Source organism: Limosilactobacillus sp. (genome assembly GCF_051873075.1).
GTDB lineage: Bacteria > Bacillota > Bacilli > Lactobacillales > Lactobacillaceae > Limosilactobacillus.
In genome coordinates, this window is record NZ_JBJEEM010000059.1 from 1 (window position 1) to 24,868 (window position 24,868).

13 protein-coding genes and 2 pseudogenes are annotated in these 24,868 nt (G+C 44.8%); 12 read left to right on the forward strand and 3 right to left on the reverse strand.

What is annotated here, in order from left to right; all coding sequences use genetic code 11:
* Window positions 1-121: 121 nt before the first annotated feature.
* From ACI31J_RS06525 to ACI31J_RS06540, 4 genes are all read left to right on the forward strand, one after another.
* Complete coding sequence (locus tag ACI31J_RS06525) at window positions 122-1,285, forward strand: hypothetical protein (protein WP_439773625.1); 1,164 nt, start codon at window positions 122-124, stop codon at window positions 1,283-1,285.
* Between the two features lie 134 nt (window positions 1,286-1,419).
* Window positions 1,420-4,020, forward strand: a complete 2,601-nt coding sequence (locus tag ACI31J_RS06530) for a CotH kinase family protein (RefSeq protein WP_439773626.1) — start codon at window positions 1,420-1,422, stop codon at window positions 4,018-4,020.
* 157 nt (window positions 4,021-4,177) lie between these two features.
* Window positions 4,178-5,839 (forward strand): SEC10/PgrA surface exclusion domain-containing protein, encoded by a 1,662-nt coding sequence (locus ACI31J_RS06535; RefSeq protein WP_439773627.1) that lies wholly within the window; start codon window positions 4,178-4,180, stop codon window positions 5,837-5,839.
* 166 nt (window positions 5,840-6,005) lie between these two features.
* On the forward strand, window positions 6,006-10,262 hold the full coding sequence (locus tag ACI31J_RS06540) for a glycosyl hydrolase 53 family protein (protein ID WP_439773628.1): 4,257 nt from the start codon (window positions 6,006-6,008) through the stop codon (window positions 10,260-10,262).
* A gap of 201 nt (window positions 10,263-10,463) precedes the next feature.
* Here the strand turns inward: ACI31J_RS06540 and ACI31J_RS06545 are convergent, their stop codons facing one another.
* Window positions 10,464-12,044 (reverse strand): peptide chain release factor 3, encoded by a 1,581-nt coding sequence (locus tag ACI31J_RS06545; RefSeq protein ID WP_439773629.1) that lies wholly within the window; start codon window positions 12,042-12,044, stop codon window positions 10,464-10,466.
* Between the two features lie 184 nt (window positions 12,045-12,228).
* Between ACI31J_RS06545 and ACI31J_RS06550 the strand changes: the two genes are divergently transcribed.
* Window positions 12,229-13,563: an LCP family protein gene (locus tag ACI31J_RS06550; protein WP_439773630.1), complete on the forward strand. Its 1,335-nt coding sequence runs from the start codon at window positions 12,229-12,231 to the stop codon at window positions 13,561-13,563.
* Window positions 13,564-13,641: 78 nt separating this feature from the next.
* Here the strand turns inward: ACI31J_RS06550 and ACI31J_RS06555 are convergent.
* A pseudogene (locus tag ACI31J_RS06555) lies at window positions 13,642-13,815 on the reverse strand (transposase); the annotation flags it as partial.
* Window positions 13,816-13,880: 65 nt separating this feature from the next.
* Between ACI31J_RS06555 and ACI31J_RS06560 the strand changes: the two are divergent.
* The 6 genes and pseudogenes from ACI31J_RS06560 (at window position 13,881) to ACI31J_RS06585 (ending at window position 23,247) form a co-directional block, all read left to right on the forward strand.
* Window positions 13,881-15,044: an RNA-guided endonuclease TnpB family protein gene (locus ACI31J_RS06560; protein ID WP_439773643.1), complete on the forward strand. Its 1,164-nt coding sequence runs from the start codon at window positions 13,881-13,883 to the stop codon at window positions 15,042-15,044.
* 266 nt (window positions 15,045-15,310) lie between these two features.
* A pseudogene (locus tag ACI31J_RS06565) lies at window positions 15,311-15,379 on the forward strand (KxYKxGKxW signal peptide domain-containing protein); the annotation flags it as partial.
* A gap of 165 nt (window positions 15,380-15,544) precedes the next feature.
* Entirely contained in the window at window positions 15,545-19,570 is a 4,026-nt protein-coding gene (locus tag ACI31J_RS06570) for a glycoside hydrolase family 70 protein (RefSeq protein ID WP_439773644.1), read from the forward strand.
* Window positions 19,571-19,786: 216 nt separating this feature from the next.
* Window positions 19,787-20,485, forward strand: a complete 699-nt coding sequence (locus ACI31J_RS06575; RefSeq protein WP_439773631.1) for a hypothetical protein — start codon at window positions 19,787-19,789, stop codon at window positions 20,483-20,485.
* A gap of 91 nt (window positions 20,486-20,576) precedes the next feature.
* Complete coding sequence (locus ACI31J_RS06580; RefSeq protein ID WP_439773632.1) at window positions 20,577-21,695, forward strand: AI-2E family transporter; 1,119 nt, start codon at window positions 20,577-20,579, stop codon at window positions 21,693-21,695.
* 373 nt (window positions 21,696-22,068) lie between these two features.
* Window positions 22,069-23,247: a hypothetical protein gene (locus ACI31J_RS06585; RefSeq protein ID WP_439773633.1), complete on the forward strand. Its 1,179-nt coding sequence runs from the start codon at window positions 22,069-22,071 to the stop codon at window positions 23,245-23,247.
* A gap of 126 nt (window positions 23,248-23,373) precedes the next feature.
* On the opposite strand, the gene ACI31J_RS06590 is transcribed toward ACI31J_RS06585, so the two are convergent.
* Window positions 23,374-24,087: a MucBP domain-containing protein gene (locus ACI31J_RS06590; RefSeq protein WP_439773634.1), complete on the reverse strand. Its 714-nt coding sequence runs from the start codon at window positions 24,085-24,087 to the stop codon at window positions 23,374-23,376.
* A 156-nt stretch (window positions 24,088-24,243) separates the two neighbouring features.
* Between ACI31J_RS06590 and ACI31J_RS06595 the strand changes: the two genes are divergently transcribed.
* Window positions 24,244-24,843 carry an ECF transporter S component gene (locus tag ACI31J_RS06595; protein WP_439773635.1) on the forward strand — a complete coding sequence of 200 codons (600 nt, stop codon included), beginning with the start codon at window positions 24,244-24,246 and terminating at the stop codon, window positions 24,841-24,843.
* Window positions 24,844-24,868 lie beyond the last annotated feature (25 nt).

The following is a 24,868-nucleotide window of genomic DNA, read 5'->3' on the forward strand; positions in this document are numbered from 1 at the left end:
TAAATCATACGCTAAGGCTTTCTAATTTACACAAACTTCTTGACACTCTCTTTTTTCTCCTAATACCAAAAAAGAAAACCAAGATAAGGCGGTTCTGGTGCTAAGCATAGGGATGTCCTTGTTGATTTATTCCCATTTAGTGAGTGTAGTAATAACTTTAGAAACATTCCTGTTAACATTGTTAATCTACTCATTAACTGGGAATTTTGGTAAGGCTTTGTCACAATGGAAAAAAGTTGTCAAAAGCATTATATTAACGTTTCTTTTATGCTTACCGCTTTGCTACATGTTTATGTTTGATTATATCGGTAAAAATATTACATCAACAAAGTTGGGTATAATGTTGAATTTGGTGCAGCCTCTATCACTGATTATTAACAGCTCGATTGATAACCTCATTAATGCAAATAGTATAGGGATATTCCTAATTTTTACTTTTATGTTTGGCTGGCTTTTTTTGGGAAAAAAGCAGGAGCAGTCAAAATTATATATATGTATTTATTTATTAGGGTTGTTTTTTCTCCTTATTGCCTCTGCCTCGTTCCCGTGGTATTTGTTTAATCACGGCGCTCTTGGTGTTATTCAAATTCCATATCGGTATCTTGAATTTTCAGCTTTCTTTTTTTCCATTATTTTTGCCAAACTTTGTGCAACATTTTTGACAGAGAAACTAAATTTAACGTTTACTTGTGCTACGGCGCTTGTTCTTGCTGTAACCATATTCAGCTATTGGGTACCAGTAAAAGATATTTACACTGAGCTAAAGACTTCTGTTCCTACGCAGTTTAGTCAAGTAAAAGAAAGAAAATTTTCTCGTAGTATTCTAGATAAATTTAATTACGATCATCAGTTTGACTATATAATACCGTGGGGTGAAACAGACTATTTCCCGGAAAAGTCAATTACTAATCCGCATAATAGTGGGAGTATTGTCAGGGGAAAGATCTATTCAAACGGTAAGAGGATAAGAACGGTAAAGACTAAGTATTTACCTAATGTCATTGTTTATAATGTGAGCCACGCTAAGTCATGTGATTTGGATTTACCTTGCATTGCTTACCACCATACCTATGTCAAGGTTGACGGAAAGCTTGTTAACTATAAAGAAAGCGATCGCGGAACAGTGCTTATTTCTCATAATGCGATAAAAAAGAATTCAAGTAGAATTGAAGTGGGTTTCAATCCCGGAGCTTTTTATTATCTTTGCATGGTTGTTACGATCAGTACATGGATTGTCATTATAATTCGGAAAGTAAGGGTAAAAGAGAAAATAGGTAGGGAATAGTCAAAATTCATTTTATGGTATTGAAATATTAACTATTAATAATTTCGATAGCACATGATAAAATTTGAGTAACTCTTGCAGTTTGTATCAGGAATTTAAGACTGGAGTAAGTAATAAACTAGGGAGTCAATTAAATGAAAAAGCATTTTAAACTGTACAAAAGTGGAAAGAAATGGGTGACGACAGCAATTGTCTCCTTTGTGGCAATTACCGGCCTCTCGTTAGGAGTAGCACATGCGGATACCAATAACGATGTCGTTTCATCACCAGAAACGGCCAGCGTAGTTAAGAATGATGTTGATAACACAGTGGCCACCCCAAGCAACGTAAAGACCAATGATGAACAAAGCGATAAAACAGTTAGCACAGATTCTATAAATGAATCAACCATTGCCACCCATGCAGCGCAGCAATCCGTTCAAAACGGCTGGACCAAAAATGATAGTGGCCAGTGGACGTACTATACGAATGGCCAGGTTCAAACCGGGCGAAGCTACTCTTATTTGCCAACGGTTGGGAGTAACCAGGGGCATAACTGGTACCTTGTAGATAATGGTGTCGTTCAGTCGAAGGTTCAGCCATGGGCAGGCTCTTACTATTACTTTGATCCTGCCACCTATTTACGGGTCGACAACGATTATCGGCAGTCTCAGTGGGGCGATTGGTACATGTTCGGCAATGATGGTCGGGTCGTCGGCGGTAAGTATACTTACCAAAATAAGACCTACTACGCAAACCCACAGACCTATCTTCGTGAACGAAATCAGTATGTACCGACTCAAAGCGACGGCAGTGGTCTCTTGCTAGGCAACGATGGCGCAGCACTGTCAGGTGTTCAATCCTGGAATGGCCGCTACTACTACTTCAATCCGAACACTTACCTCCGTGCCAACCAACGGAATTATGTTCAGTCTCAGTGGGGCGACTGGTATCTGATCGGGGATAATGGTCAGGTCCTGTCTGGAGTGCAACAGTGGGCTGGCACCTATTACTACTTTGACCCGGTGACCTACCTGCGGGTGGATAATAATTATGTTCAATCGCAATGGGGTGACTGGTACATGTTTGGCCCGGATGGCCGCATCGTAACGGGACCGACCAAGTGGGCTGGCGGATTATACTACTTTGATCCGGTGACTTACTTGCGCGTGGATAATCGATACATTTCGACCTTGGCTGACGGCCGCGGCTACCTGTTTGGTGCTGACGGGCGGGCACTTACCGGTGTTCAACGGTGGAATGGTACCTACTACTACTTTGATCCGGTGACCTACCTGCGGGTGGATAATAATTATGTTCAATCGCAATGGGGTGACTGGTACATGTTTGGCCCCAACGGTCGGATTGTCACCGGTGCTTGGCAATGGTATGGGAATACTTACTACTTTGATCCAGTAACCTATTTAAAGGTCACGAATCAATGGGTTGGTAACAATTACTATGGTGATGATGGGGCACGTTTGGATAACCTTAGTAATAAATCCTTAATTGTTGATGGGGTTTTGCAGCGGACCGATGCCACTGGTAAGGTCGTCAATAAGACAACGCCTAACTTTCCTAATCTGAGTCAGCTTTCCTTTACTGGTGATCTTAAGGGAATATCCAAGGATAACCGGAAAGCAGTTCAGGTAAAGTTAAACTTGACTGATGGGACAAGTACAACGGCCTGGGCAACGATCAAGTGGCAGGGGAATAGTAGTTTGGCGTGGGCCAAGAAGGGGTACCGGGTAAAGCTCTTTAAAGATGCTGATATGACCAAGAAATTGAAATTAGAACTGCCCGGGAGTGGTTTTGCTACTAACTCCTTTAACCTCAAGAGCTGCTTCACTGACCCAACGATGGGCCTGAACATTGTGAACGCCCGGCTTTATCAGCAAATTACCGCAACGCGTACGGGCCTAGCGGACAGTATCGTTGCTAAGATGCCAAACTACGGTCAAGTTAATGGCTTGCCAGTCGAGCTGGGAATTAATGGTTATGATCAGGGATTGTACGTTTTGGAGACTTACCATGAGGATAAACTGTACAATTTAAATGATAAGAAGACCAATAACATTGCGTTAAGTGCCAACAATGACGATGAGCCATCGACTGGCTTTTACCAGCAGGTAGGCGTTGGTAACCTTGTTGATACAACTTTTGCTAACATTTCACCGGAAAAGGTTGATCAGACGGTCGTCGATCAATTCGATCAATTGTACCAGCTTGCTAATGCCAGCGATCAGGATTATGCTCGGTTGGAAGGAAAGTATATAGATGTTCCTGCCGCTATTGATTATTTGGCTTTCTCGTTTGCCATTAATAATTCTGATGGCCTGCGAAAGAACATTACTTACATTTCAAAGAATGGAAGTAAGTGGGTCTTTATGCCTTATGACCTTGATATGACCTGGGATAATAGTTTTGACGGCAGTGTCCAAGACATTAACAAGAACTTTGAAACTGAGATTCAAGAGCGTGACAATAAATTATTATCCGCTTTCTACGCTCACCATAAGCAGGACATCATTAATCGCTACAAGGAATTACGGACCAGTGTCCTGAGTACGGACCACGTTACCAGCCTGTTTAAGGAATGGTTCAATTCTATTCCCGCTACAGCCTTTGATAACAACCGTTATCTATGGGATGGCCTGCACAATGATGATACCCGGCGGAAGAGTATTTCACCGGATCAGCTTTACCAGATTATTCAGCAACGTTTAGATAGCGTTGACCATTTCTGGAATATCTAACTATTGCTTAATTAAACCACCTTCAACCTTTCAACTTATCTGGCGGATTGAGGGTGGCTTTTTTGAATAAATCCGCTTTAATTGAACAAACAATGGCCAATAAATGTTAAAGTAAGGATGGTAACTAAGTGGTTTATTCGAGTAGGAGGAAATGATTTTGAAAGCTAAAATTGCCAAATTAGCAATGCTAGCAGCGGTATCAACGGCGGCCGGCTTAATGCTGAATGGTGTTAATGCCAAGGCAGATACTACTGTTAACGATCAATCTGCTATCCAGCAGCAGGCTAATAACACGAGCACGAGTAGTTATACGCAAAATAATGTACAACTCTACTCTAATAATTTAATCCAGACCCAGACACAGGCAGCGACGGCCTCAACTGCTAGTGCACAGAACATCAATATTCCAGCGGGATATACACTAGATGCCGTGCGGAATGTTCAAAATACTACCCAGGCTAATGATTTGGAAAAAATTTCAATTAGCGGGGTGTACAACAACAATTACCGGCAGGATGCGGGCGCTCAGCAAGAAGCAGTGGATATTAATAACCTGACTTCTGACCAAACTGTTCAAATGAATCAGTATGCTTTAAACCTGGTTAATAAGGTCCGCTCTGAGTTTAATGAGCAGCCGTTCATTCAGAACCAAAACTCGATTGATACGGTCAAGCAGATGGCCTTGCAATACCAGGATAAGGACGAAAGCCTGCTAAATGGCCATTGGCATGATCAGGATATTCTGCAGGGTCACGCCGAGAATATCTCAGCCTTTCAAATCTACATTAACAATGTTTCAGGATTGCGGGCCCGGCCATTTGACGAAGCACGGGGATCGGATTTCATTAATACCAACAGTGTGCCGCTCTTCAGCGTCAGCAATATGGATGATCTGCAAGCGATGATTTACTATGGGGTTACCCTGATGCTCTTCAAGGATGCGGATGACCTCTTTGGGCATGCCCAGAATTTCCTGACCAATTATCAGTCTAATAACCTGATGTCAGTCTACCCCTCTTTGACGGAGGGGACGGGAACTGGTAAGTATTCCAACGGAACAACCTTTACTTATAAGCTCCAAAACGTCGATATGCACTTTATCTGGGCTGGCCAAAACCAAGCTGGACCGAACCAACCAAGTGATGACAACACAACCGGTTGGCGGATTTCGTCAGATGGCAATCATTATGTTTACTACCAAAATGGTCAACCGCTGAGTGGCCGTCAATATATTAAGCTGCCAACGATCAACGGTACGGGGACTAATTGGTACTTAGTTGACAATGGAGTTGTCCAATCTGGTGTCCAGAAATGGGCTGGTACCTACTACTACTTTGATCCGCAGAACTACTTACGGGTGGATAATGATTATGTCCAATCCCAGTGGGGCGACTGGTACCTCTTTGGTTCGGATGGTCGAATCTTGACTGGTGTCCAGAAGTGGGCCGGTAGCTATTACTACTTTGATCCGGTAACCTACCTGAAGGTAACGAATGATTATCGGCAATCCCAGTGGGGTGATTGGTACCTCTTTGGTTCGGATGGTCGAATTCTGACTGGTGTCCAGAAGTGGGCCGGCACCTACTATTACTTTGATCCGATAACCTACTTACGGGTTGACAACAATTACGTACGGTCACAATGGGGCGATTGGTATATGTTTGGCCCGGATGGTCGGATTGTTACGGGACTCTATAATTGGATGGGTAGCCTCTACTACTTTGATCCAGTAACCTACTTAAAGGTAGTCAACCAGTACGTTTATGTTAATGGAATTCGTTATTGGGCAAACGCGAATGGTCAATTGACCCTGGCCTAGTGCCATTAAATACCGCGGAAAGCCTTGTCGATGATTTGTTGTCGACAAGGCTTTTTTATGTGCCGGTTTGGCAGGCGACTTAGGGATTGTTGAAATGATTTGAGCAATAAGGTATAGTAAACGTGGTGTTAAGTTTAATTTTTTCATAAATTTAGGAGTCGAAAATATGGAAGTCAAAAAACACTTCAAACTTTACAAGAGTGGCAAACAGTGGCTGGTAGCTGCTGTTGCTACGGTTGCTGTAACAGCGGGACTAGTATTAGGTCAGCAAACGGTTAATGCTGATACAGTAACGGCGGCAACGACGACTGAAGTTACTGCTACTAAAGCAAATGATGCTACTGCTAAGACAACTGATTCTAGCAATACGCAGCCGACAGCTGGTGAACAACAGACGGTTAACCAGACGACGACTACTAAGACGACTACTACTAATCAGAAGGATTCGAATAACAATCAAGAAACTGGTACGACTAGTAGCAATGTAGCTGAAAATGACGGCAATAATAGTGCTAAGAATACTGATACTATCAAGTCCAGTACGCAGGAACAAAGTGCAGCGGCCCAGACTAACAATGCTAAAGACGGTTGGAAAAAGGGCCAGGATGGCCAGATGACCTACTATCAAGATGGTCAGAAGCTGACCGGTCGGAATTACGTTGAATTGCCGACGATTCCTGGGACCAACGTTAGCGGTGCCAAGAACTGGTACTTAGTTGATAATGGGATTGCTCAATCGGGTGTTCAGAGTTGGGCCGGTACTTACTACTACTTTGATCCAACAACCTACCTGCGGGTTGATAACGACTATCGGCAATCGCAATGGGGCGACTGGTACCTCTTTGGTAAGGATGGCCGAATCCTAAGCGGTGTTCAACAATGGGCTGGTACTTATTACTACTTTGATCCGGTAACCTACTTACGGGTTGATAATAACTATGTTCAATCGCAGTGGGGCCTTTGGTACATGTTTGGCCACGATGGTCGGATTGTAACCAAGGTCTACCCTTGGCATGGCTCATACTACTACTTTGACCCGACGACCTACCTGCGGGTAGATAATGACTATCGGCAATCTCAATGGGGTGATTGGTACCTCTTCGGTAGTGATGGTCGTGTCTTGAGTGGCGTTCAGAAGTGGGCCGGTACTTACTACTACTTTGATCCGACAACTTACCTGCGGGTGGATGACAATTATGTTACTTCCCAATGGGGCCAGAAGTACATGTTTGGTAAAGACGGGCGGATTGTAACCGGTCTTTACAAGTGGGATAAGAATAATCAACTCTACTACTTTGACCCAACGACTTACCTGGCTGCCAAGAATACTTACATGCGAGCTAACGATGGTAACTGGTACCTCTTCACTGATGACGGTACCGCAGCAAGTCGTGTTGCCAAGTGGGTCGGCACTTATTATTACTTTGATCCCGTTACCCACCTGCGGGTCGACAACGACTACCGGCAATCCCAGTGGGGTGATTGGTACATGTTTGGCCCTGATGGTCGGATCGTAACTGGGCTTAAGGAATGGTATGGGAATACCTACTACTTTGACCCAACGACCTACCTGAAGGCAACTAATAAATGGGTAAATGGTCAATACTTTGGTGCTGACGGGGCCCGTTACCAAAATAAGCTCCTTGTTCAGGGAACCAATGCTTATTACCTTGATGGCAACGGTAATCCGGTTCGTAATCGGACGATGACGATTGATGGAACTGCTTATCATTTCAATGCCGATGGTGTTGCAACTGTAGTTCCACTCAATACAGATAATGCTTCTGTTCAGAAACAGCGTTCGCAGATTGCTTCCTCTATCGCTAATGCATTGCGTTCAAAGGGAAGCATTGATTACGATTGGAACAACCAAAATGATAATTTTGCGGCCTTTGCAATGCATGATACTGCACAGCTTGTTGCACTTTCAAAGAAGAATGACTTGGATCGGCAGGCCGGCCAAAAGGTCCTTGGTGATCAAGGACTTGATGCTGATGCGGATCTAATTGAAGAAAGCCTGGCAAGAAATGCCCTCTTGAATGGTAGCGTACAAAACATCTTTACGATGAACTACAAGCTGAGTGACTTCAGCGATAGCGCTGAATACGTTAATCGGGTCACCAATGATTATGTCAAGCAATTGAAACTTGATAATGTTGATGGCGATATCCTAGGTGTTGGCTCTAATTACGATAGTGCAACCCAAAACATGGTTGTTACGGCGATCTTATTCAAGAAGGGCCCTGCTAAGCCAGTTGCTAAAAAGGCAACCTCAACTGTTCCGTCAGCAACGGTCACGCACGTTTACAATAACAACAATGAGGTCAAGAACCCATTAAAGGTGGGGGCAACCGTTGGCAACGATGAATTAGCCAATGCCCTGGCCGGAATCAACAATACAATTTTGACTGGTCCGAAGGGTGAGGTTATTCCACAGAATATCCTTCAGTTGTACTACGATGCCTTAAAGGGTGCCCAAGGGCAGAGTACCGGGCTGGTAGGTCAAAAGATCTATTCCAATCAGAATGGTGATTACCATTACGTTTACTGGTTAGAGGCTAACGAAGGTACGACCAAGAATGATTCATGGACCGTCTTCATGAATAACAACAAGGGAGTCAAGTACGGCGATCCGATCAAGGTCGACGTATCGGCAACTCTAACCTGGGGCAAGCCAGCCGCTAAGCCCGTCTCTGGAGTGCCGACCTCACAGATGACCCAGGATCAAATCAATACCGCCTATGCTACGGGATCAGATACTGGTGCCAGTCATGAGGCAGTCAAGGTTGAGAAGATTAATAACTTCAATAACTCCCTTGCTAAGGGTGTTGACGTCGGTTCGCTGATCTCACTGGAGAATGCTGGTGTAACCTTCTATAACTTTAACGGTCAAAAGGATGATCTGTTTAACGTTCTGCAGCAAGCCGGCGTTAATTACATCCGTCTGCGGGTTTGGAATGATCCATACAATGCTAAGATGCAGACCTACGGTGGCGGTGTCAGCGACGAGGCCAACCTGATTGCGCTGGCTAAGCGTGCCCAAGCACATGGGATGGCGATCCTGATGGACTTCCACTACTCTGACTTCTGGGCAGACCCCGCAACTCAGCTTGTTCCGAAGGCTTGGAGCAATGAAGATCCAGCCACCATGCAGCAATCCGTATACAACTACACCAAGAAGGTTCTGCAAGACCTTAAAGCCGCTGGTGCCGATGTCGAAATGGTTCAGGTGGGGAACGAAATTACCCAAGGAATTTTAACCCCACAGACCAGAGGCGACTTCTGGACGAATGAGGCAACTGCTAAGAACGGTTGTGCTTATCTGTCGGCTGGTTCCAAGGCAGTTCGGGAAGTATTACCTTCCGCGAAGGTTTTGCTGCATATCGAAGGAATGAATCAGGATACTTACCGTGGCGTTATGAACAGTTGGAAGAATCATGGTGTTGATTATGATATCTTTGCAACGTCTGCTTACCAGTTCTGGCTTTGGGCCAATGATAAATTCACTGTGATGGATACAATTAACGGTTGTGTTAATATGGCAAAGCAGGAATTTGGTAAGGATACGCTGATTTCCGAAACGAGTTGGCCATTTACCAATGAGAATTCAGACGGGACGAATAACTCTACTAATGGTGCTGGTCATAATAATATTCCGGTTAGCCCTCAAGGACAGGTTGACGCAATGCGGGAACTGTACTCTGACATGATGGTCAGTGGTAACATTCTCGGTGCCTTTTGGTGGGAACCGGCATGGATCCCTGCAATGGCTGGTTGGAACTATTACCAATACAACATTGATGCAAGTAGCGTCTACGGATGCGGCTGGGCAACCGAGGCATCGCGTGGCTACTACCCTGATAGTAAGCTCTACTATGATGGCAAGCCAACCTGGGGTGGTAGTTCATGGGATAACCAAGCCCTCTTTGATGACCACGGTCATCCACTGCAATCGCTGAACATGTATAAAGGGTTCTTAAACGGTTATACTTCCCCGAACTACTCTGACCCCACTAAGCCGAGTGAGGCCAAGGATGTAACTTCCGGCCTTCAACTGAAAGTGACTGCGGTTTGGAACAATGCTGGGGATGTTACAGATCCTATGCAGGCTAACGCAACTGTTGCGGCTGACGACGTCAATGGTTTGTTGACGGCCAACGTGACGAAGCTGTTGACCGGGAACAAAGGAACTAGCTTCTCAACTGCAACGTTGAATCAGTTGGCTGATTCCTTGGCTCAGAATGGTTTACAAGGAACCACGGAATACACAGACGCCAAGGGTCAGAAGTACCACTATGTCTTCTGGCTTGCTGGCCAGACGGCAACCGATAAGCAATGGCAAGTAAACAATGCGAATAAGGGTGCTAAGTATGGGCAAGTTATTAACTTACCTGTCACGGCAACGTTAACTCCCGATAAGTAGCAGATACTGCTAGTAATAAGAAATCAGCCTCCTCACAGTTGTGGGGAGGCTGATTTTGTATAAACCTATATAGAATAGCTTACTTACGAGTACTGTTGTACTCGATCAGATATATGAGTTTAGTTGTTAATCTAAAAGAAAATTACAAAAAAGGGATTATGATGAGAGTGCGTCATAATCCCTTTTGAATAACATTAATTTTTACAACTTCGCCGTCAGCTTTACATCCGGGTACTTCTGCTTGAACCAGTTTTCGGCGAACTGGTTTTCAAATAAGAAGAGCGGCTGGTCATGGATGTCCTTGACCAGGATGTTCCGGGACGAGGACATCTTCTCGTCCAGTTGGTCGGGATCGATCCACCGGGCCGTCTTGTGGCCCATCGGTTCCATGATAACGTCGGAGTTGTACTCGTTCTTCATCCGGAACTTAAAGACTTCAAACTGCAGTTGACCAACGGCACCAAGGATGTAGTCGTTAGAAGTGTAACTCCGGTAGAGTTGAACGGCCCCTTCTTGAACCAGCTGGTTGATTCCCTTGTGGAAGGACTTCTGCTTCATGACGTTCTTGGCGGAAACCCGCACGAAGAGTTCCGGCGTAAACTGTGGCAGCTTTTCAAATTGAATGTTCTGCTTGCCAGTGTAGATCGAATCCCCAATCTGGAAGTTCCCCGTATCGTACAGCCCGATGATATCACCAGCGACCGCTGTCTCGACATTCTCTCGAGTGTCAGCCATGAACTCGGTCACGTTGGATAGCCGGAGCGGTTTCTGCGTTCGGGCCAGGGTGACGTCCATCCCCCGGTCAAACTCACCAGAGCAAATTCGGACAAAGGCGATCCGGTCCCGGTGCCGCGGATTCATGTTGGCCTGAATCTTGAAAACAAAGCCGGAAAATTCTTTGTCGAGTGGCTTAATCACTTCACCGTCCTCGGTCTTGTGGTCGCCGGGTGCCGGTGCAAACTGCAGGTAGTTTTCCAAGAAAGTCCGCACCCCAAAGTTGGTCAAGGCAGAACCAAAGAATACCGGAGTCTGATCACCACGGGCAATCTTGTCCCGGTCGAGCTCGTTACCGGCCACTTCGATTAGTTCCATCCCATCAAGAGCGTCTTGCCACTCCCCAGAGCCAGCCAGCGGGTTGTCACCTTCAACCTCGCCATCTTCATCTAACGGCAGGTACGGGTTCTCTGGGTCAGCCGGGTGGGTCAGGGCAACCCGGTGGTTGAAGCGGTCATAGAGTCCCTTAAACTGGTGACCAGAGCCGATTGGCCAGTTCATCGGGTAAGTTTCAATTCCCAGTACGTCCTCAACCTCGTTCAGCAGGTCGAGTGGTTCCCGGGCATCCCGGTCAAACTTGTTCATGAAGGTGAAGATCGGAATGCCCCGCATCTTACAAATCTGGAAGAGCTTCTTGGTCTGGGGCTCGATCCCCTTGGCGGAGTCAATCACCATGACAGCCGAATCCACTGCCATCAGGGTCCGGTAGGTATCTTCAGAGAAGTCCTCGTGTCCCGGGGTATCTAGGATGTTGATCCGCTTGCCCTGGAAGTCAAATTGCATTACAGAGGAAGTGACGGAAATTCCCCGCTTCTTTTCGATCTCCATCCAGTCTGACTTGGCAAAGTTACCAGTCTTCCGGGCCTTAACCGTTCCGGCTTCCCGGACAACGCCCCCGAAGAGAAGGAGCTGTTCCGTGATCGTCGTCTTCCCGGCATCCGGGTGGGAGATGATCGCAAAGGTCCGTCGCTTATTAACTGCTTCAGCGAGTTCTTTAGTTGATTTCATCGATAAAATCCTTTCATATAGTATTCGCGAAATATCTCTACTATATTAATATAATTTTTTGCCAAAGTCTAACTTTCCAAAAAGTTACAGAAAGGTTAAACTATAGATATTGCATTGAATTTGCATTGACAATTTTGCTATATTTGATACTGTCAGAATTTATTTGGTCGAGGTATTAATCTTTATGGACAATAATAATCACCGCGAATCCCGCGAAGACTACCGGAAACGGATGGAAGAGCGGATTCAAAAGCAGGTTAATGAAAATCGCCAACGCGAACAAGAAGAACAAGCCGAGCAGCCACGTTATCAGCCCGACTCCCCAGAACCGCAGGAAAGCTTTGAGCCGCCAGTTAAGCACCACTATAAGATGCCTAAGTGGATGAAGGCTCTGATCTGGCTCCTGGTCATCCTGGTCGCTTTAGGTGGATTTTATGAATATCATAAGATCCACTCAGCAGCTAATGGGATGTTCACTAGTGGTGACGGCAAGATCAGTAAGAAGTTACAAAAGGGTGAGCCAGTCTCAGTCCTGGCAATGGGGACCGATGTTGGTGCCCTTAACCGTGGTAACAAGGGTGGTAATACCGACTCAATTGAATTGTTCACCATCAACCCGAAGAAACAGACGATTACGATGACCAGTATTCCGCGAGACATCCTGGTACGGGTCAATACCAGCGATGGGGCGGATTACGTTAAACTTAACGCGGCCTACTCAATTGGTGGACCCAAGCAAACCGTCAAGCAGGTTGAGGAGTTGCTGGGCGTTCCAATTGACTACTATGCGGTAATTAACATGGGAGTCCTAGAAAAAGTCGTTAACTCTGTCGGCGGGGTAACGGTTAATAACCCGTTTGCCTTTGATTATGAAGGTCACCACTTTAAGAAGGGGGTTCAGCACCTGAATGGTACCAATGCCCTCAAGTACTCGCGGATGCGTTATGATGATCCAAATAACGATTACGGCCGGCAAAAGCGGCAGCAGCAGATCTTACAGAATGTTATTGAGAAGTTTAAGAAGTCCGGCTCAATCAGCACTGCGAACAAGATTCTGAATGCAGTCGGTGACGGGGTTAAGACGAACATTCCAATCGATGATATTGCGACCCTCTACGGGAACTATCACGGTGCGATGAACAACGTCAAGACCTACCATTTCCAAGGACAGGATGCGACGATCGAAGGTGTTTCCTTCCAGATTGCCAGTCCAAAGGAAATCAACCGGGTTTCGAAGCTGGTTCGCAAGCAGCTTGACTTGAAGCCAAAGACGGTTGTTAATCACGAAACGAAAATGTACAAGTCACAGCCTAATTATGATGGTTACAACAATACCAACTTTATTCTTCCGGGCGGTGCTTCATATAACGATCCCGGTAGTGGTAATGGTAGCGATGAGGTTACTGGTTCGAGCTCTACTACGCGCTCAGCAAGTCAATATGGACGAAGCAGCAGTGAACAACGAACGGGCACTCTTTACCGATCCAATCGTACTCCATCGTATTCTGTAAATTATTAATATTCATGGTAAAAGTATCTCCTACAATGTGTAGGGGATATTTTTTACATAAGGCGGCCAGAGAGAAAGCCCGGCTTTTTAATGCCGGGATGAATCTCGGAGAGGCCGTCCTTTCCCTTTATACATTTGATCTTCAATATATTGAGCAACAATTTCTTTAGATACATTCCCAATAGTTGATATGAAGTAGCTGGGTGACCAGAGATGGCCTCGCCAAAGCTGCTTTTTAGTTTCAGGGTGGCGTTGAAACCAAGTATAATCCGGGCCCCTTTAGGGCATAGCTACCTTTGTTATAATAGAATTGATGTGAGGAGGTGATAAGCATGACATTATCTGGTGTAAAACTACGCTTATATCCAAATAAGCATCAGGTTAAGTTAATTTGGCAAGCTTTTGGTGCTAATCGCTTCTTATGGAATCAAACACTTCAAATGATCAATCAACGATACCAAAATAATCCAAGTCTTCATTTGCCCAGCAATTATAAGTTGGACTATCTTTTAACCTGTTTAAAGCAAGAATATCCTTGGCTGAAAGAGGTGGATAGCAGCAGCTATCAGATCACTAATAAGCGCTTTTATCAGACGTGGAAGCAATTTTTTAAGCATCAAGGCGGCCGGCCAAAATTTCATAGCCGGAAAAATAGTTACCAATCATATACGACGAAAAGCCACATTAGAGTAGTTGCTAAACGTTATATCAAATTGCCGAAGCTTGGTTATATCAAATGTTCTAAAACTGGTAGGCTTATTGACAGTAAGATTAAGCAGGCAACTATCTCACATGATCCGACAGGTCGTTACTATTTATCTTTGGAAGTCGAACAGACTCATCAGGCCCTACCTAAAACCGGTCAAATGGTTGGCATAGATGTTGGAATAGCCGATCTGGCCATTAGTTCTGATGGAATCAAATATGGCACCTTTAACGCCAAATGGGATGAGAAGCAAGCTAAGATGTGGCAAAGTCGGTTTAGTAAGCGGAAGTATCAAGCCACCGTTCGCGTACGCCAATACAACCACGAACACCATGGCTTGCTAGAAATGGATATTAATGACTACCAGAATTGGCAACGGGCGAAACAAAGAAAGACCCGTTATCAAGCTAAGATCGCTGATAAACGGGCCGACTATCTGCATAAACTGACTACACAATTAGTTAGACAATATGACGTGATTGTGATCGAAGATTTGAAAGTCAAGAATCTTCAGCACAATCATCATTTAGCCAAGGCCATTGCCAATGCTAGTTGGCGCCAGTTTAGAACGATGTTGGCGTACAAGTGTGCTTGGTATGGCAAAAAGTTAATCACCGTTAAGCCAAACTACACTAGCCAGCTCTGCTCATACTGTGGCTTCAATAGTGGGAAGAAACCACTGAAAATTCGTGAGTGGACCTGTCCTAATTGTGGTGTCCATCATGACCGGGATATTAATGCGGCAGTTAATATTCTACACCGCGGATTAAAAGCTATCGGTTAGGGACTAGCCATGGTAAATAGCTGAGTTCTGTAAGTTAGGTTTCGGAAATATTCGTGTCATATCCTAAATACTACTCAACGTTCCCAGAAACCGCCGGCTTTAGTCGGTGTGTAGTTCATGATAAATTAAGAAGATGGGATTGACAAAGGGGCAGGATCAGATCAGTAGATATTCCATAATTATTCAATTAGCATTGAAAGCGTTATAATTCAGAGTTATATTTATTTTGTAATGAAAATAGGTTTATAACTTTGGAGAGGAATAAAATGGAAATAAAAAAACGTTTTAAGTTGTATAAAAGCGGAAAGCAATGGGTAATTGCGGCAATTGCCACGGTTACAGCTGGTTTAATGTTAACGGCTGGGGGAAGTTCCGCAAATGCCGCCACGACAGGTTCGAAAGATTCAGCTGCCGTAGTTACAACTGTGAATGCGGATAAGAATAGTAATCCGGCGACAACAGCCAATGACAGTCAGCAATCTTCGAAGACGTCTCAAATTATGGATGACCAGACTGATAATAGTGCTGTCTCCAATAAGGCTAATGGTGTTGCATCCAATACGACTGTGACAGGTTCACACTCGGACATTCAGACGGCAGTCAGCGAGAAGAATGTTGCTGCAACTCCAAAGATTTCAACTGGTTGGAACAAAAATGCCCAGGGCCAGAATGTCTACTATCAAAATGGTAAACCGTTGGCAGGCCAACAATACGTTAACTTGCCGACGATCCCAAACACTGGTGCACAGGGGAACACTAATTGGTACTTAATGAAGGATGGTGTGGCTCAATCAGGTGTCCAACAATGGGCCGGCACGTATTACTACTTTGATCCAAGCAGTTATCTTCGTGTAGATAATGACTATCGGCAGTCACAGTGGGGTGACTGGTACCTCTTCGGTAAGGATGGCCGGATTCAAACTGGCGTTCAGCAATGGGCTGGCACCTACTACTACTTTGACCCGGTTACCTACCTTCGTGTAGACAATGACTACCGACAATCGCAATGGGGAATGTGGTACATGTTTGGCCATGATGGTCGGATTGTAACCAAGGTTTACCCTTGGGCTGGTACCTATTACTACTTTGATCCAACTACGTATCTGCGGGTTGACAATGATTACCGGCAATCGCAATGGGGTGACTGGTATCTCTTTGGCAACGATGGCCGGATTCAAACTGGCGTTCAGCGGTGGGCCGGCACCTACTACTACTTTGACCCGACAACTTATCTTCGAGTCGATAATGACTATGTTACGTCTCAATGGGGCTTGAAGTACATGTTCGGCCATGATGGCCGGATTGTTACCGGTTTGTACAAATGGGATAAGAACAACCAGTGGTATTACTTTGACCCAACCACGTACTTAGCCGTAACCAATAATTACATTCGGGCAAATGATGGTAACTGGTATCTTTTCACAAACGATGGAACGGCAGCTAGCCGGGTTGCAAGTTGGGCTGGCACTTATTACTACTTTGACCCAGTTACCCACTTACGGGTTGATAATGCTTATGTACAATCACAATGGGGTGACTGGTACATGTTTGGCCCTGATGGTCGGATTGTAACTGGTCAAAAAGAATGGTATGGAAATACCTACTACTTTGACCCGACAACTTACCTTAAAGTTACCAATAAGTGGATCGATGGAAAATACTATGGTCCAGACGGTGCACAAGCTGTTTCTAAGCTGCTGAATATCGATGGTAATTTGTATTATTTCGACGATCAGGGGCAACAAGTTGCTAACCAATTCAAGACTATTAATGGGGAAACTTACTATTTTGGCAACGACAAGGCCGCTGTTACCGGCCGTCAGTGGATTAATGGTAAAGTATATAACTTCAGTAGCCGGGGAATCTTGCTTGGAAATCGTTACGGTAAGATCGTAAACGGCAAGTTCAATATCTACAATCTTGCTGATAATTCGCTGCTTAAAACGATTGACGAGGGACCTTGGGAAAACATGGCCTACAGCTTGGATTCAAGCTCAATCAATAACATTGATGGATACATTAGCTATACTGGCTGGTACCGTCCATACGGGACAAGCCAAGATGGAAAGACTTGGTATCGGACCAGTGCAGCTGACTGGCGGCCGATCTTAATGTATGCATGGCCAAGCAAAGATGTGCAGGCACAGTTTATTAAGTACTTTGTCAACCATGGCTACCAGAATAGTGCCTACAATTTAACTGCAGAAACGGTTAAGGATCTCTCAGGGGACACTGCAACGAATAAGCTGGATAATATGTCCCAAAACTTACGCTATGTAATCGAGCAGCATATTGTATCGGCTAAGAGTACTGGTCCGTTAGCTAATGACATCAATGGCTTCATGGCTACCATTCCTGCTCTGTCTAAGCAGTCTGAGCTGTCGGTTGTCAACAGCCGTGGATATGTTCCAAGCAATAACGGTAGTATTGACGACGATCAGGTTATTTTTGTTAACAATAATTCTAAAAATCAGAAGATTGGTAATACCAGCTATGCAGATAGCAATTACCGTTTGATGAATCGGACAATTAATAATCAAGCTGGCAATAACAACGTTGATAACAGCCCTGAATTGCTGGTCGGTAATGATATTGATAACTCTAATCCAATTGTTCAAGCAGAAAACCTCAACTGGGAATACTTCCTGTTGAACTATGGAAAGTTAATGAACTACAATGCCGATGGGAACTTTGATGGTTTCAGAATTGATGCTGCTGATAACATTGACGCGGATGTCCTTGACCAAGTGGCCCAGCTGATCAACAGTATGTACAAGACCAAGGGTAATCAGGCGAACGCAAATGCTCACCTTCTGTACAACGAAGGTTATCATGCCGGAGCCGCTCAGATGTTGGACAAGAAAGATAATCCGGAATTGTACATGGATTCAAGCTACTTCTACACACTTGAAAATGTCTTAGGGCGTGCTACTGGTCGTGATAGTATTGGTAATTTAATTACGAATAGTGTCGTAAATCGGCACAACGACGTCACCGAAAACACGGCTACGCCAAACTGGTCGTTCGTGACTAACCATGATCAGCGTAAGAACGTCATTAACCAAATCGTTATTGATGAACACCCTAACGAGCCGGATATCATGAGCGATGGCTACAAGGCAGAATACGTTCAAAAGGCCTGGAAGGAATTCTACGCGGACCAAGCCAAGACTAACAAGAAGTACGCACAGTATAATTTACCAGCCCAATACGCCCTGCTTTTGAGCAATAAGGATACCGTTCCACAGGTTTACTATGGTGACTTGTACGATGAAACCGACCAGTACATGCAGACTAAGTCGATGTACTATGATGCCATCACTACCCTGATGAGTGCTCGGAAGAAGTACGTAAGCGGTGGTCAATCGATGACGCAGCTTAATAATCACTTAGTTGCTAGTGTACGTTATGGTAAGGGGGTAGCAAGCGCAGATGATCCTGTTGCTACTCCGGTTGGCCGTAATTCCGGGATGGCTGTAATTGTGGGTAATAATCCTCAAATGGGTTCACAAACTATTAGCGTTAATATGGGGAAAGCGCACGCCAACCAAGCTTACAAGGAACTACTTGGAGCGACAGACACAGGATTATCCTATCAATCAGCAACGATTCTGCGGACAGATAAAGATGGGATCCTAAAGCTAACCGTAAAGGGTTACATTAATCCTTACGTTAGTGGTTACCTGAGTGTATGGGTACCAGTAAATGGTGGAGCTGACGTGACGACCAGCGCTGATGAAATTGCTGATAACACGAATAAGACCTATTCTTCTAATGCAGCGTTAGACTCGCACATGATCTATGAAGACTTTAGTTTGTTCCAACCAGAACCAACTTCCAAGGAAGAACACGCATATAACATCATCGCTAAGAATGCGTCCCTCTTTAACTCGCTTGGAATTACCGACTTCTGGATGGCTCCGGCTTACACGCCATTTGGGATGAGCAGGTACAATGAAGGGTATTCAATGACTGATCGTTATAACTTAGGTACTGATAGCCAACCAACTAAGTACGGCAGTGGTACTGAGCTGGCCGACGCAATCGCAGCATTGCATGCGGCAGGGCTGAAGGTTCAAGAAGACTTAGTTATGAACCAAATGATTGGTTTCTCTACCCAAGAAGCTGTTACGGTTACGCGGACCGATAGTCATGCTAAGCAGTTGTCTGTCGATGGTCAAACCTTTGCTAACCAGATTTACTTCGCATACACGCGTGGTGGTGGTAATGGTCAAAAGGAATACGGTGGTAAGTACCTTGCTGAACTTCAGCAGAAATATCCAGAACTGTTTACCACGAAGGCACAATCTACCGGTGTTGCACCGGATCCGTCAGTACGGATTACCGAATGGTCTGCTAAGTATGAAAATGGTACATCACTGCAAAATATCGGTATTGGTCTGGCTGTAAAGTTGGCTAATGGTAATTATGCTTATCTGAATGAAGGGACAAACAAGTTGTTCCCGACTACGTTGCCAGAAGCAATTTCCTCAGCAGATTACTATGCCAACCTTGATGCAGAATAATAGTGAGTAATTAAATGAGTCCTCCTGTGGAAAACAGGAGGACTTTTTGCTGGAAATTAATTTTGCTAGAAAGTACGTTTTGTTTCTCTTTTAGTGTTAAAATCAGGTTAGGCTTAGTCTGTTTAAGTATTACTTTCATGTCTTGAAAGTGCTAATTATCCATGATACGATTTGAATTGAATTGACTTTACCGTTAAATTTAGGGAGGAAGTTTATATGAATAAGTTTATTAAGAAAACTGTTGTGGGGATTGCAGCATTAACAACCTCCGTAGTTCTCGCCGCCTGCGGGCAGCAAACGGCCAGTCAACAATCTAGTCACAGTTCATCAAGTACACCGTCTGCCGAGAGTGAGTCAACAAGGGCTTACCACTCAGCGGAACATTTGATTCGCCAAGGGGAATACAAGGCGGCTTCTAATACGCTTAGTGGTGTTAGTCATAGTACTAAGCAAGTTAATAATTTGAACGATGACCTGCGTAGCTATATGAGTGCTGAAAAGTCATATAGCAACGGTAATTATGATGAGGCCAACAATAGTCTGTCATCTTTGAAGTCAAATAGTTCAGCAATGCGCGGTGCATACAACGAATTGCAGAATAAGATTTCTAACGCTGAAAAGGTTAGTTCTAGCAGCAGTAGTGCTACGAGCAGCTCGATGACTAGCGCTGCTAATAGCAGTTCTGCAGCTAGTCAAAGTACCGTGGCTGGTCAGACAAGCACAGACGTTGTTAATAACTTTGCAAGCAAGATGGGTTTTGCTAACAACAATGGCTACTCCATTACCCCTACTGCTAAGAACGGAAACACTTATCGCTTCGAAGTTCGGCAGAATAATAAAGACAACACGGTTGCCAACATGGTCGGTATCTACCAGTACAACAATCAAACTGGCGTGGCTACTAAAATTCAATAAATAAATAACCTAAAACAGTTAAACAGCCCATACCGAACAGCTGGTATGGGCTGTTTAACTGTCTATAAATAAGCAGAAATGAGGATATCTGATGTCTAGTCGCAATTTTTATCACTGGCTCTTCTGGCCGTTGCTACTCCTGGTGTTAGCAACGTTAATCTTTGTTTGCACGAAGATCCAGTTTATTTTTAAGCCCTTTTTGACTTTCATCTCGGTGGTCTTCGTGCCGCTGATCCTATCAGGATTTTTGTACTACATGCTCAATCCGATTCTCAAACTAATGATGAAGATCAGAGTTGGCCGCTTTCACTTCAATAAGGGGGTTGCAAGCCTTCTCCTGGTAGCCTTGCTGATTTTGGTTGTCGCTGGGGGATTGGCCGTTCTAATCCCACCGGTGGTCAAGGAAATCACCAGTCTGGTGACCCACCTGCCGCAGACAGCGACCGGGCTCCAGCACCTGTTAAACAATACGGTCCAGCATTCGCCATTTAAGAATGTTGACATAAACTCATACTACCGGCAGTTTGACCATCAGCTAGCCAAGTACGCGCAGGTCGTTCTGAAGGGGCTGTCATCACGGGTTGGTGACATCATTGGGATGGTTACCAATATTACGGTAGTGACCATCACAGTGCCGGTAATGCTCTTCTACATGCTCAAGGATGGTTCCAAGCTGGCGCCAAGTGTGCAGAAGTGGCTATCACCGCACCATGCTAAGGAAGTCGAGCAATTACTCCGCAAGATGAATGATACCTTGTCCTCCTACATCTCTGGACAGGTAATCGAGTGTCTTTTTGTCGGGATCTTTACTTCGATCGGTTATTTGATCATTAAGCAACCAATGGCCCTGGTCCTCGGGATCGTTGCCGGCTTATGCAACATCATTCCGTACATCGGACCATACATTGGAATTGCACCAGCGCTCTTTGTTTCATTGACGATGGCACCAAAGAAGCTGATTCCGGTGATTATTGTGGTGCTGATTGTTCAGCAGATTGACGGAAACATTGTCTATCCAAATATCATCGGCCGCAGCCTCAAGATCCACCCGCTGACGATCATTCTGCTTTTGCTGGCGGCGGGGCATATTGCAGGAATTGGGGGAATGATTCTCTGCATTCCGGCTTATGCCGTGGTCAAGACGATCTGTGAATACTTCCTTGATATTTACCGCATTGAACACCCAGTAAGGAATGAGTCTGATGAGTAAACTTTGCAAAAAGTACGGTTATCTTGGATTGCTTGTTATCAATGCAATGTTATTGTACCTGTACCTGTTTAAGATAAGGGCGATTCCATTAGGGTGGGATACACAGTTTCACTTAAACCGAATTGAGGAATTATACCGAAGCATTCAGAGCGGGCACCTCTTTTCTTCGACGGGGACCTATACCTTCTCAAGGATTGGGCTCGCAATTAACAGGTTTTATCCATATCTATTTTTATACTTATTTGCGATCCTGCAATTTTTCTTAAAACCAATTGTTGCCTATAATCTTGGATGCTTCTTGTTAACATTGGCTTCTTTGCTAATCTCATATTTTTCAATAAAGAGTCTTACTAATTCTAAAAGGACTGCTTTCTTGTTTAGTGTTCTTTACAACAATAGCGGATATTTATTGCTACAAATAAGTATGCGTGGTGATATTGCGGAATACATTGCACTGTTATTGTTTCCCGTTGTTTTTGTAGGTGGAAAGAAAATCTTTGATCCGGGGTCACGACAATGGATGTGGTTGCCGGTAGGGATGATTCTGGTTTGCTATACGCATATTTTATCGATGATTTTGTTTGCGCTCTTCTTAGGCTGCATATATGTACTAGATTATAAGCAAATTAATTTACTTATGGTTAAGCGGTTGAGCGTCAGCATTATTATCACAGTGTTATTTTGCCTACCGTTACTAATAACAATGCTTATGGCGCGGAGTAAGACCACCGTAATTATTCCAATCGTTCCGGATGTCTTAATTAATGAAGCTGTTAGTCCAAGCAATCTGTTGTATAACTCCTTGAATAATGCTATTCCTAATAGTCTTTTAGACGTCAATCTAGGCTTGGTTGTTGCTATTGCGGGGATGGTAGGCATATTAACCTTCAAACACCGTAATAGGGAATTGAAAATTATGGAAGCATTAGGATTGTTCTTTACTTTCTTAGCGACTAATTTATTTCCATGGTTCGTATTCCAAAATACACCAGTTCACATTATTCAATTTCCGTGGCGCTTTCTAGGATTAGCTACGTTCTGCTTTTCGTTCGTTTTTGCGGAACTATGTCCAAAAAAGTCTGACAGGCTTATTGGCTTGCTGGCAGTTATGATTTGTACGGTTAGTTTTACTTATATGCACCAATATATCTATAATTCTCAAGCTACCCAAAGAATCAGTAATGATAGTTGCTATAAGCAGGTGGCTACGGATGCAGTTTATACTGATTACATGCCGACAGCAACGTTAAAGGACCTAGACTACACTAAAGTATTCCATTCGAAACAGAATGTTCATAAACATATTGCAACTGTAAATGGTCAACAAGTGAAATTACCGCAGAAAAGCATCATTTCAAAGTACAATGTAATCCAATATAAGCTTACTAACTTAAAGCGTGGACGGACCAATAAGGTAATACTACCGGTGTTAAACTACGGGAAGAATTATTCGACACATGGCATTAGAACCCAAGTATCAGCCAGGGGTGAAACAGAGGTTACTTTTGTAGCCAAAAGCTCAACTCAAGTAATCAAAGTATATGTAAAATGATTTGTTGCTTGGTAAGAGGTATCCTGACTAGAGTAAGATTATGATTTCAAACGAACAAATGCGCAGACTGATTGCCGCAAATTCGACAATCAGCCTGCGCATTTTCAGTTAGGGGGGAATGAATGATTATTCTTCTTGCTCGTCAATTTTGACGTAGTTGCCCGAAACATACCGGTTATCCCCAATTGCATACCAGGTCAGCTGGTCATCGCTGAGCTTGTTGGTGAGGGTAACTTCCTGACCATCGTCAATCTTGTCAACTCGATTTCCGTATGGTGCATCGTAGACATCAATCGATTTGCCGGGGATGTAGTCAATGATGGCCTTGACATTGTTGAGCCGGAAAACGGTCAGCTGATTTTCCAGGCGTGAGGGAATTTTCTTTTCGCTGGCAAATGGATTGTCGACGACGTGCATCTTTTCATACTTGATCCACTGGTCGGCACCGATTTCGTACCAGAATTGCCCATCCTTGGTTGCCACCCGTTGGAAGGCCTTGATGATGATGTCCTGCGGTAGCGGCTCGCCGACTGGCATCCCTTCAACGGTATCGTAGACGACGGTCGGGGCCTCCAACTTCAGATACATGTCTATGTCTTGGACTTCGCCCCATGACTGCTTGCGGTAATAGAGCTTGACGCTACGCTGGGTCATGTCAAAACTGCCGGTAAGGTCGCCCTCGGCCTTGACAGAGTCATAGTTGGGAAACTTCTTTTGGTCAACATGGTATTCTTCCCCGATGCGTCCCCGCAACAACTGCGGAACAATCATATTAGCGCCGGAATCAATATCGACGTAGTAAACCCAGATTGGATTGCCCGTTTTAAACTTTTCAAACATATTTCCACCCCGCTCAAAGATACTATTTCTTTTATTATACCGCTTTTTATTGCCCAGTACGCGTTTCCACGGCCGTTTTTACTGGTTATTAAGAATAGCCAAGTTACCCTTGATCTGGTAGAATTTACCTATTCATTACGAAAGTGAGCGAAGAGAATGACAAGGCACCAACGCATTCGGCGGAACACGCTGCGGGCGATTTTTATGGCGATCATTATTATCCAGGATCTAGTCCCGTTCTTTGGTAACATTCCCCTGGGACCACTGAGCATTACGACCCTTCACATTACCGTCATCATTGCGGCAATCACTCTCGGACCAGGAGAGGGCGCCATCATCGGTGGTATCTGGGGCCTCTTGACCTGGGTACGGGCCTTCGTGGCACCAACGAGCCCGCTGGCGCCGTTGGTGTTTACCAATCCGCTGGTGGCTGTCTTCCCGCGGATCATGATTGGGCTGGTGGCTGGTTACCTCTTCCGCCTGGTTGTCTGTTACAGTCATTCTAAACGCTGGGCGGCGATTTTGGCGGCAGTGGCCGGGTCCATTACCAACACCGGCCTGGTCCTGGGCTTGATCTACCTCTTCTACCGTACCCCGGCCGTGGCCCATGCCTACGGGGTTGACGTCAGCCACCTCTTACCGGCCTTGTTGGCGATTATGGCGACCAATGGCCTGGCCGAACTCACTTTGGCGATTATCGTTGTCCCGCTGATCGCCTTGCCGGTCCTTGAAGTCCGGCGGCGATTGGGCCAATAAAAGCATCCCCACCTGAGAGCGGGGA

What these genes read in the sequence shown, in the direction of transcription:
- ACI31J_RS06575 (WP_439773631.1), top strand. Translation starts at nt 19,787, where the DNA reads ATGAATAAGTTTATTAAGAAAACTGTTGTGGGGATTGCAGCATTAACA.
- ACI31J_RS06550 (WP_439773630.1), top strand. Translation starts at nt 12,229, where the DNA reads ATGGACAATAATAATCACCGCGAATCCCGCGAAGACTACCGGAAACGG.
- ACI31J_RS06590 (WP_439773634.1), bottom strand. Translation starts at nt 24,087, where the DNA reads ATGTTTGAAAAGTTTAAAACGGGCAATCCAATCTGGGTTTACTACGTC.
- ACI31J_RS06530 (WP_439773626.1), top strand. Translation starts at nt 1,420, where the DNA reads ATGAAAAAGCATTTTAAACTGTACAAAAGTGGAAAGAAATGGGTGACG.
- ACI31J_RS06540 (WP_439773628.1), top strand. Translation starts at nt 6,006, where the DNA reads ATGGAAGTCAAAAAACACTTCAAACTTTACAAGAGTGGCAAACAGTGG.
- ACI31J_RS06545 (WP_439773629.1), bottom strand. Translation starts at nt 12,044, where the DNA reads ATGAAATCAACTAAAGAACTCGCTGAAGCAGTTAATAAGCGACGGACC.
- ACI31J_RS06595 (WP_439773635.1), top strand. Translation starts at nt 24,244, where the DNA reads ATGACAAGGCACCAACGCATTCGGCGGAACACGCTGCGGGCGATTTTT.
- ACI31J_RS06580 (WP_439773632.1), top strand. Translation starts at nt 20,577, where the DNA reads ATGTCTAGTCGCAATTTTTATCACTGGCTCTTCTGGCCGTTGCTACTC.
- ACI31J_RS06570 (WP_439773644.1), top strand. Translation starts at nt 15,545, where the DNA reads ATGGATGACCAGACTGATAATAGTGCTGTCTCCAATAAGGCTAATGGT.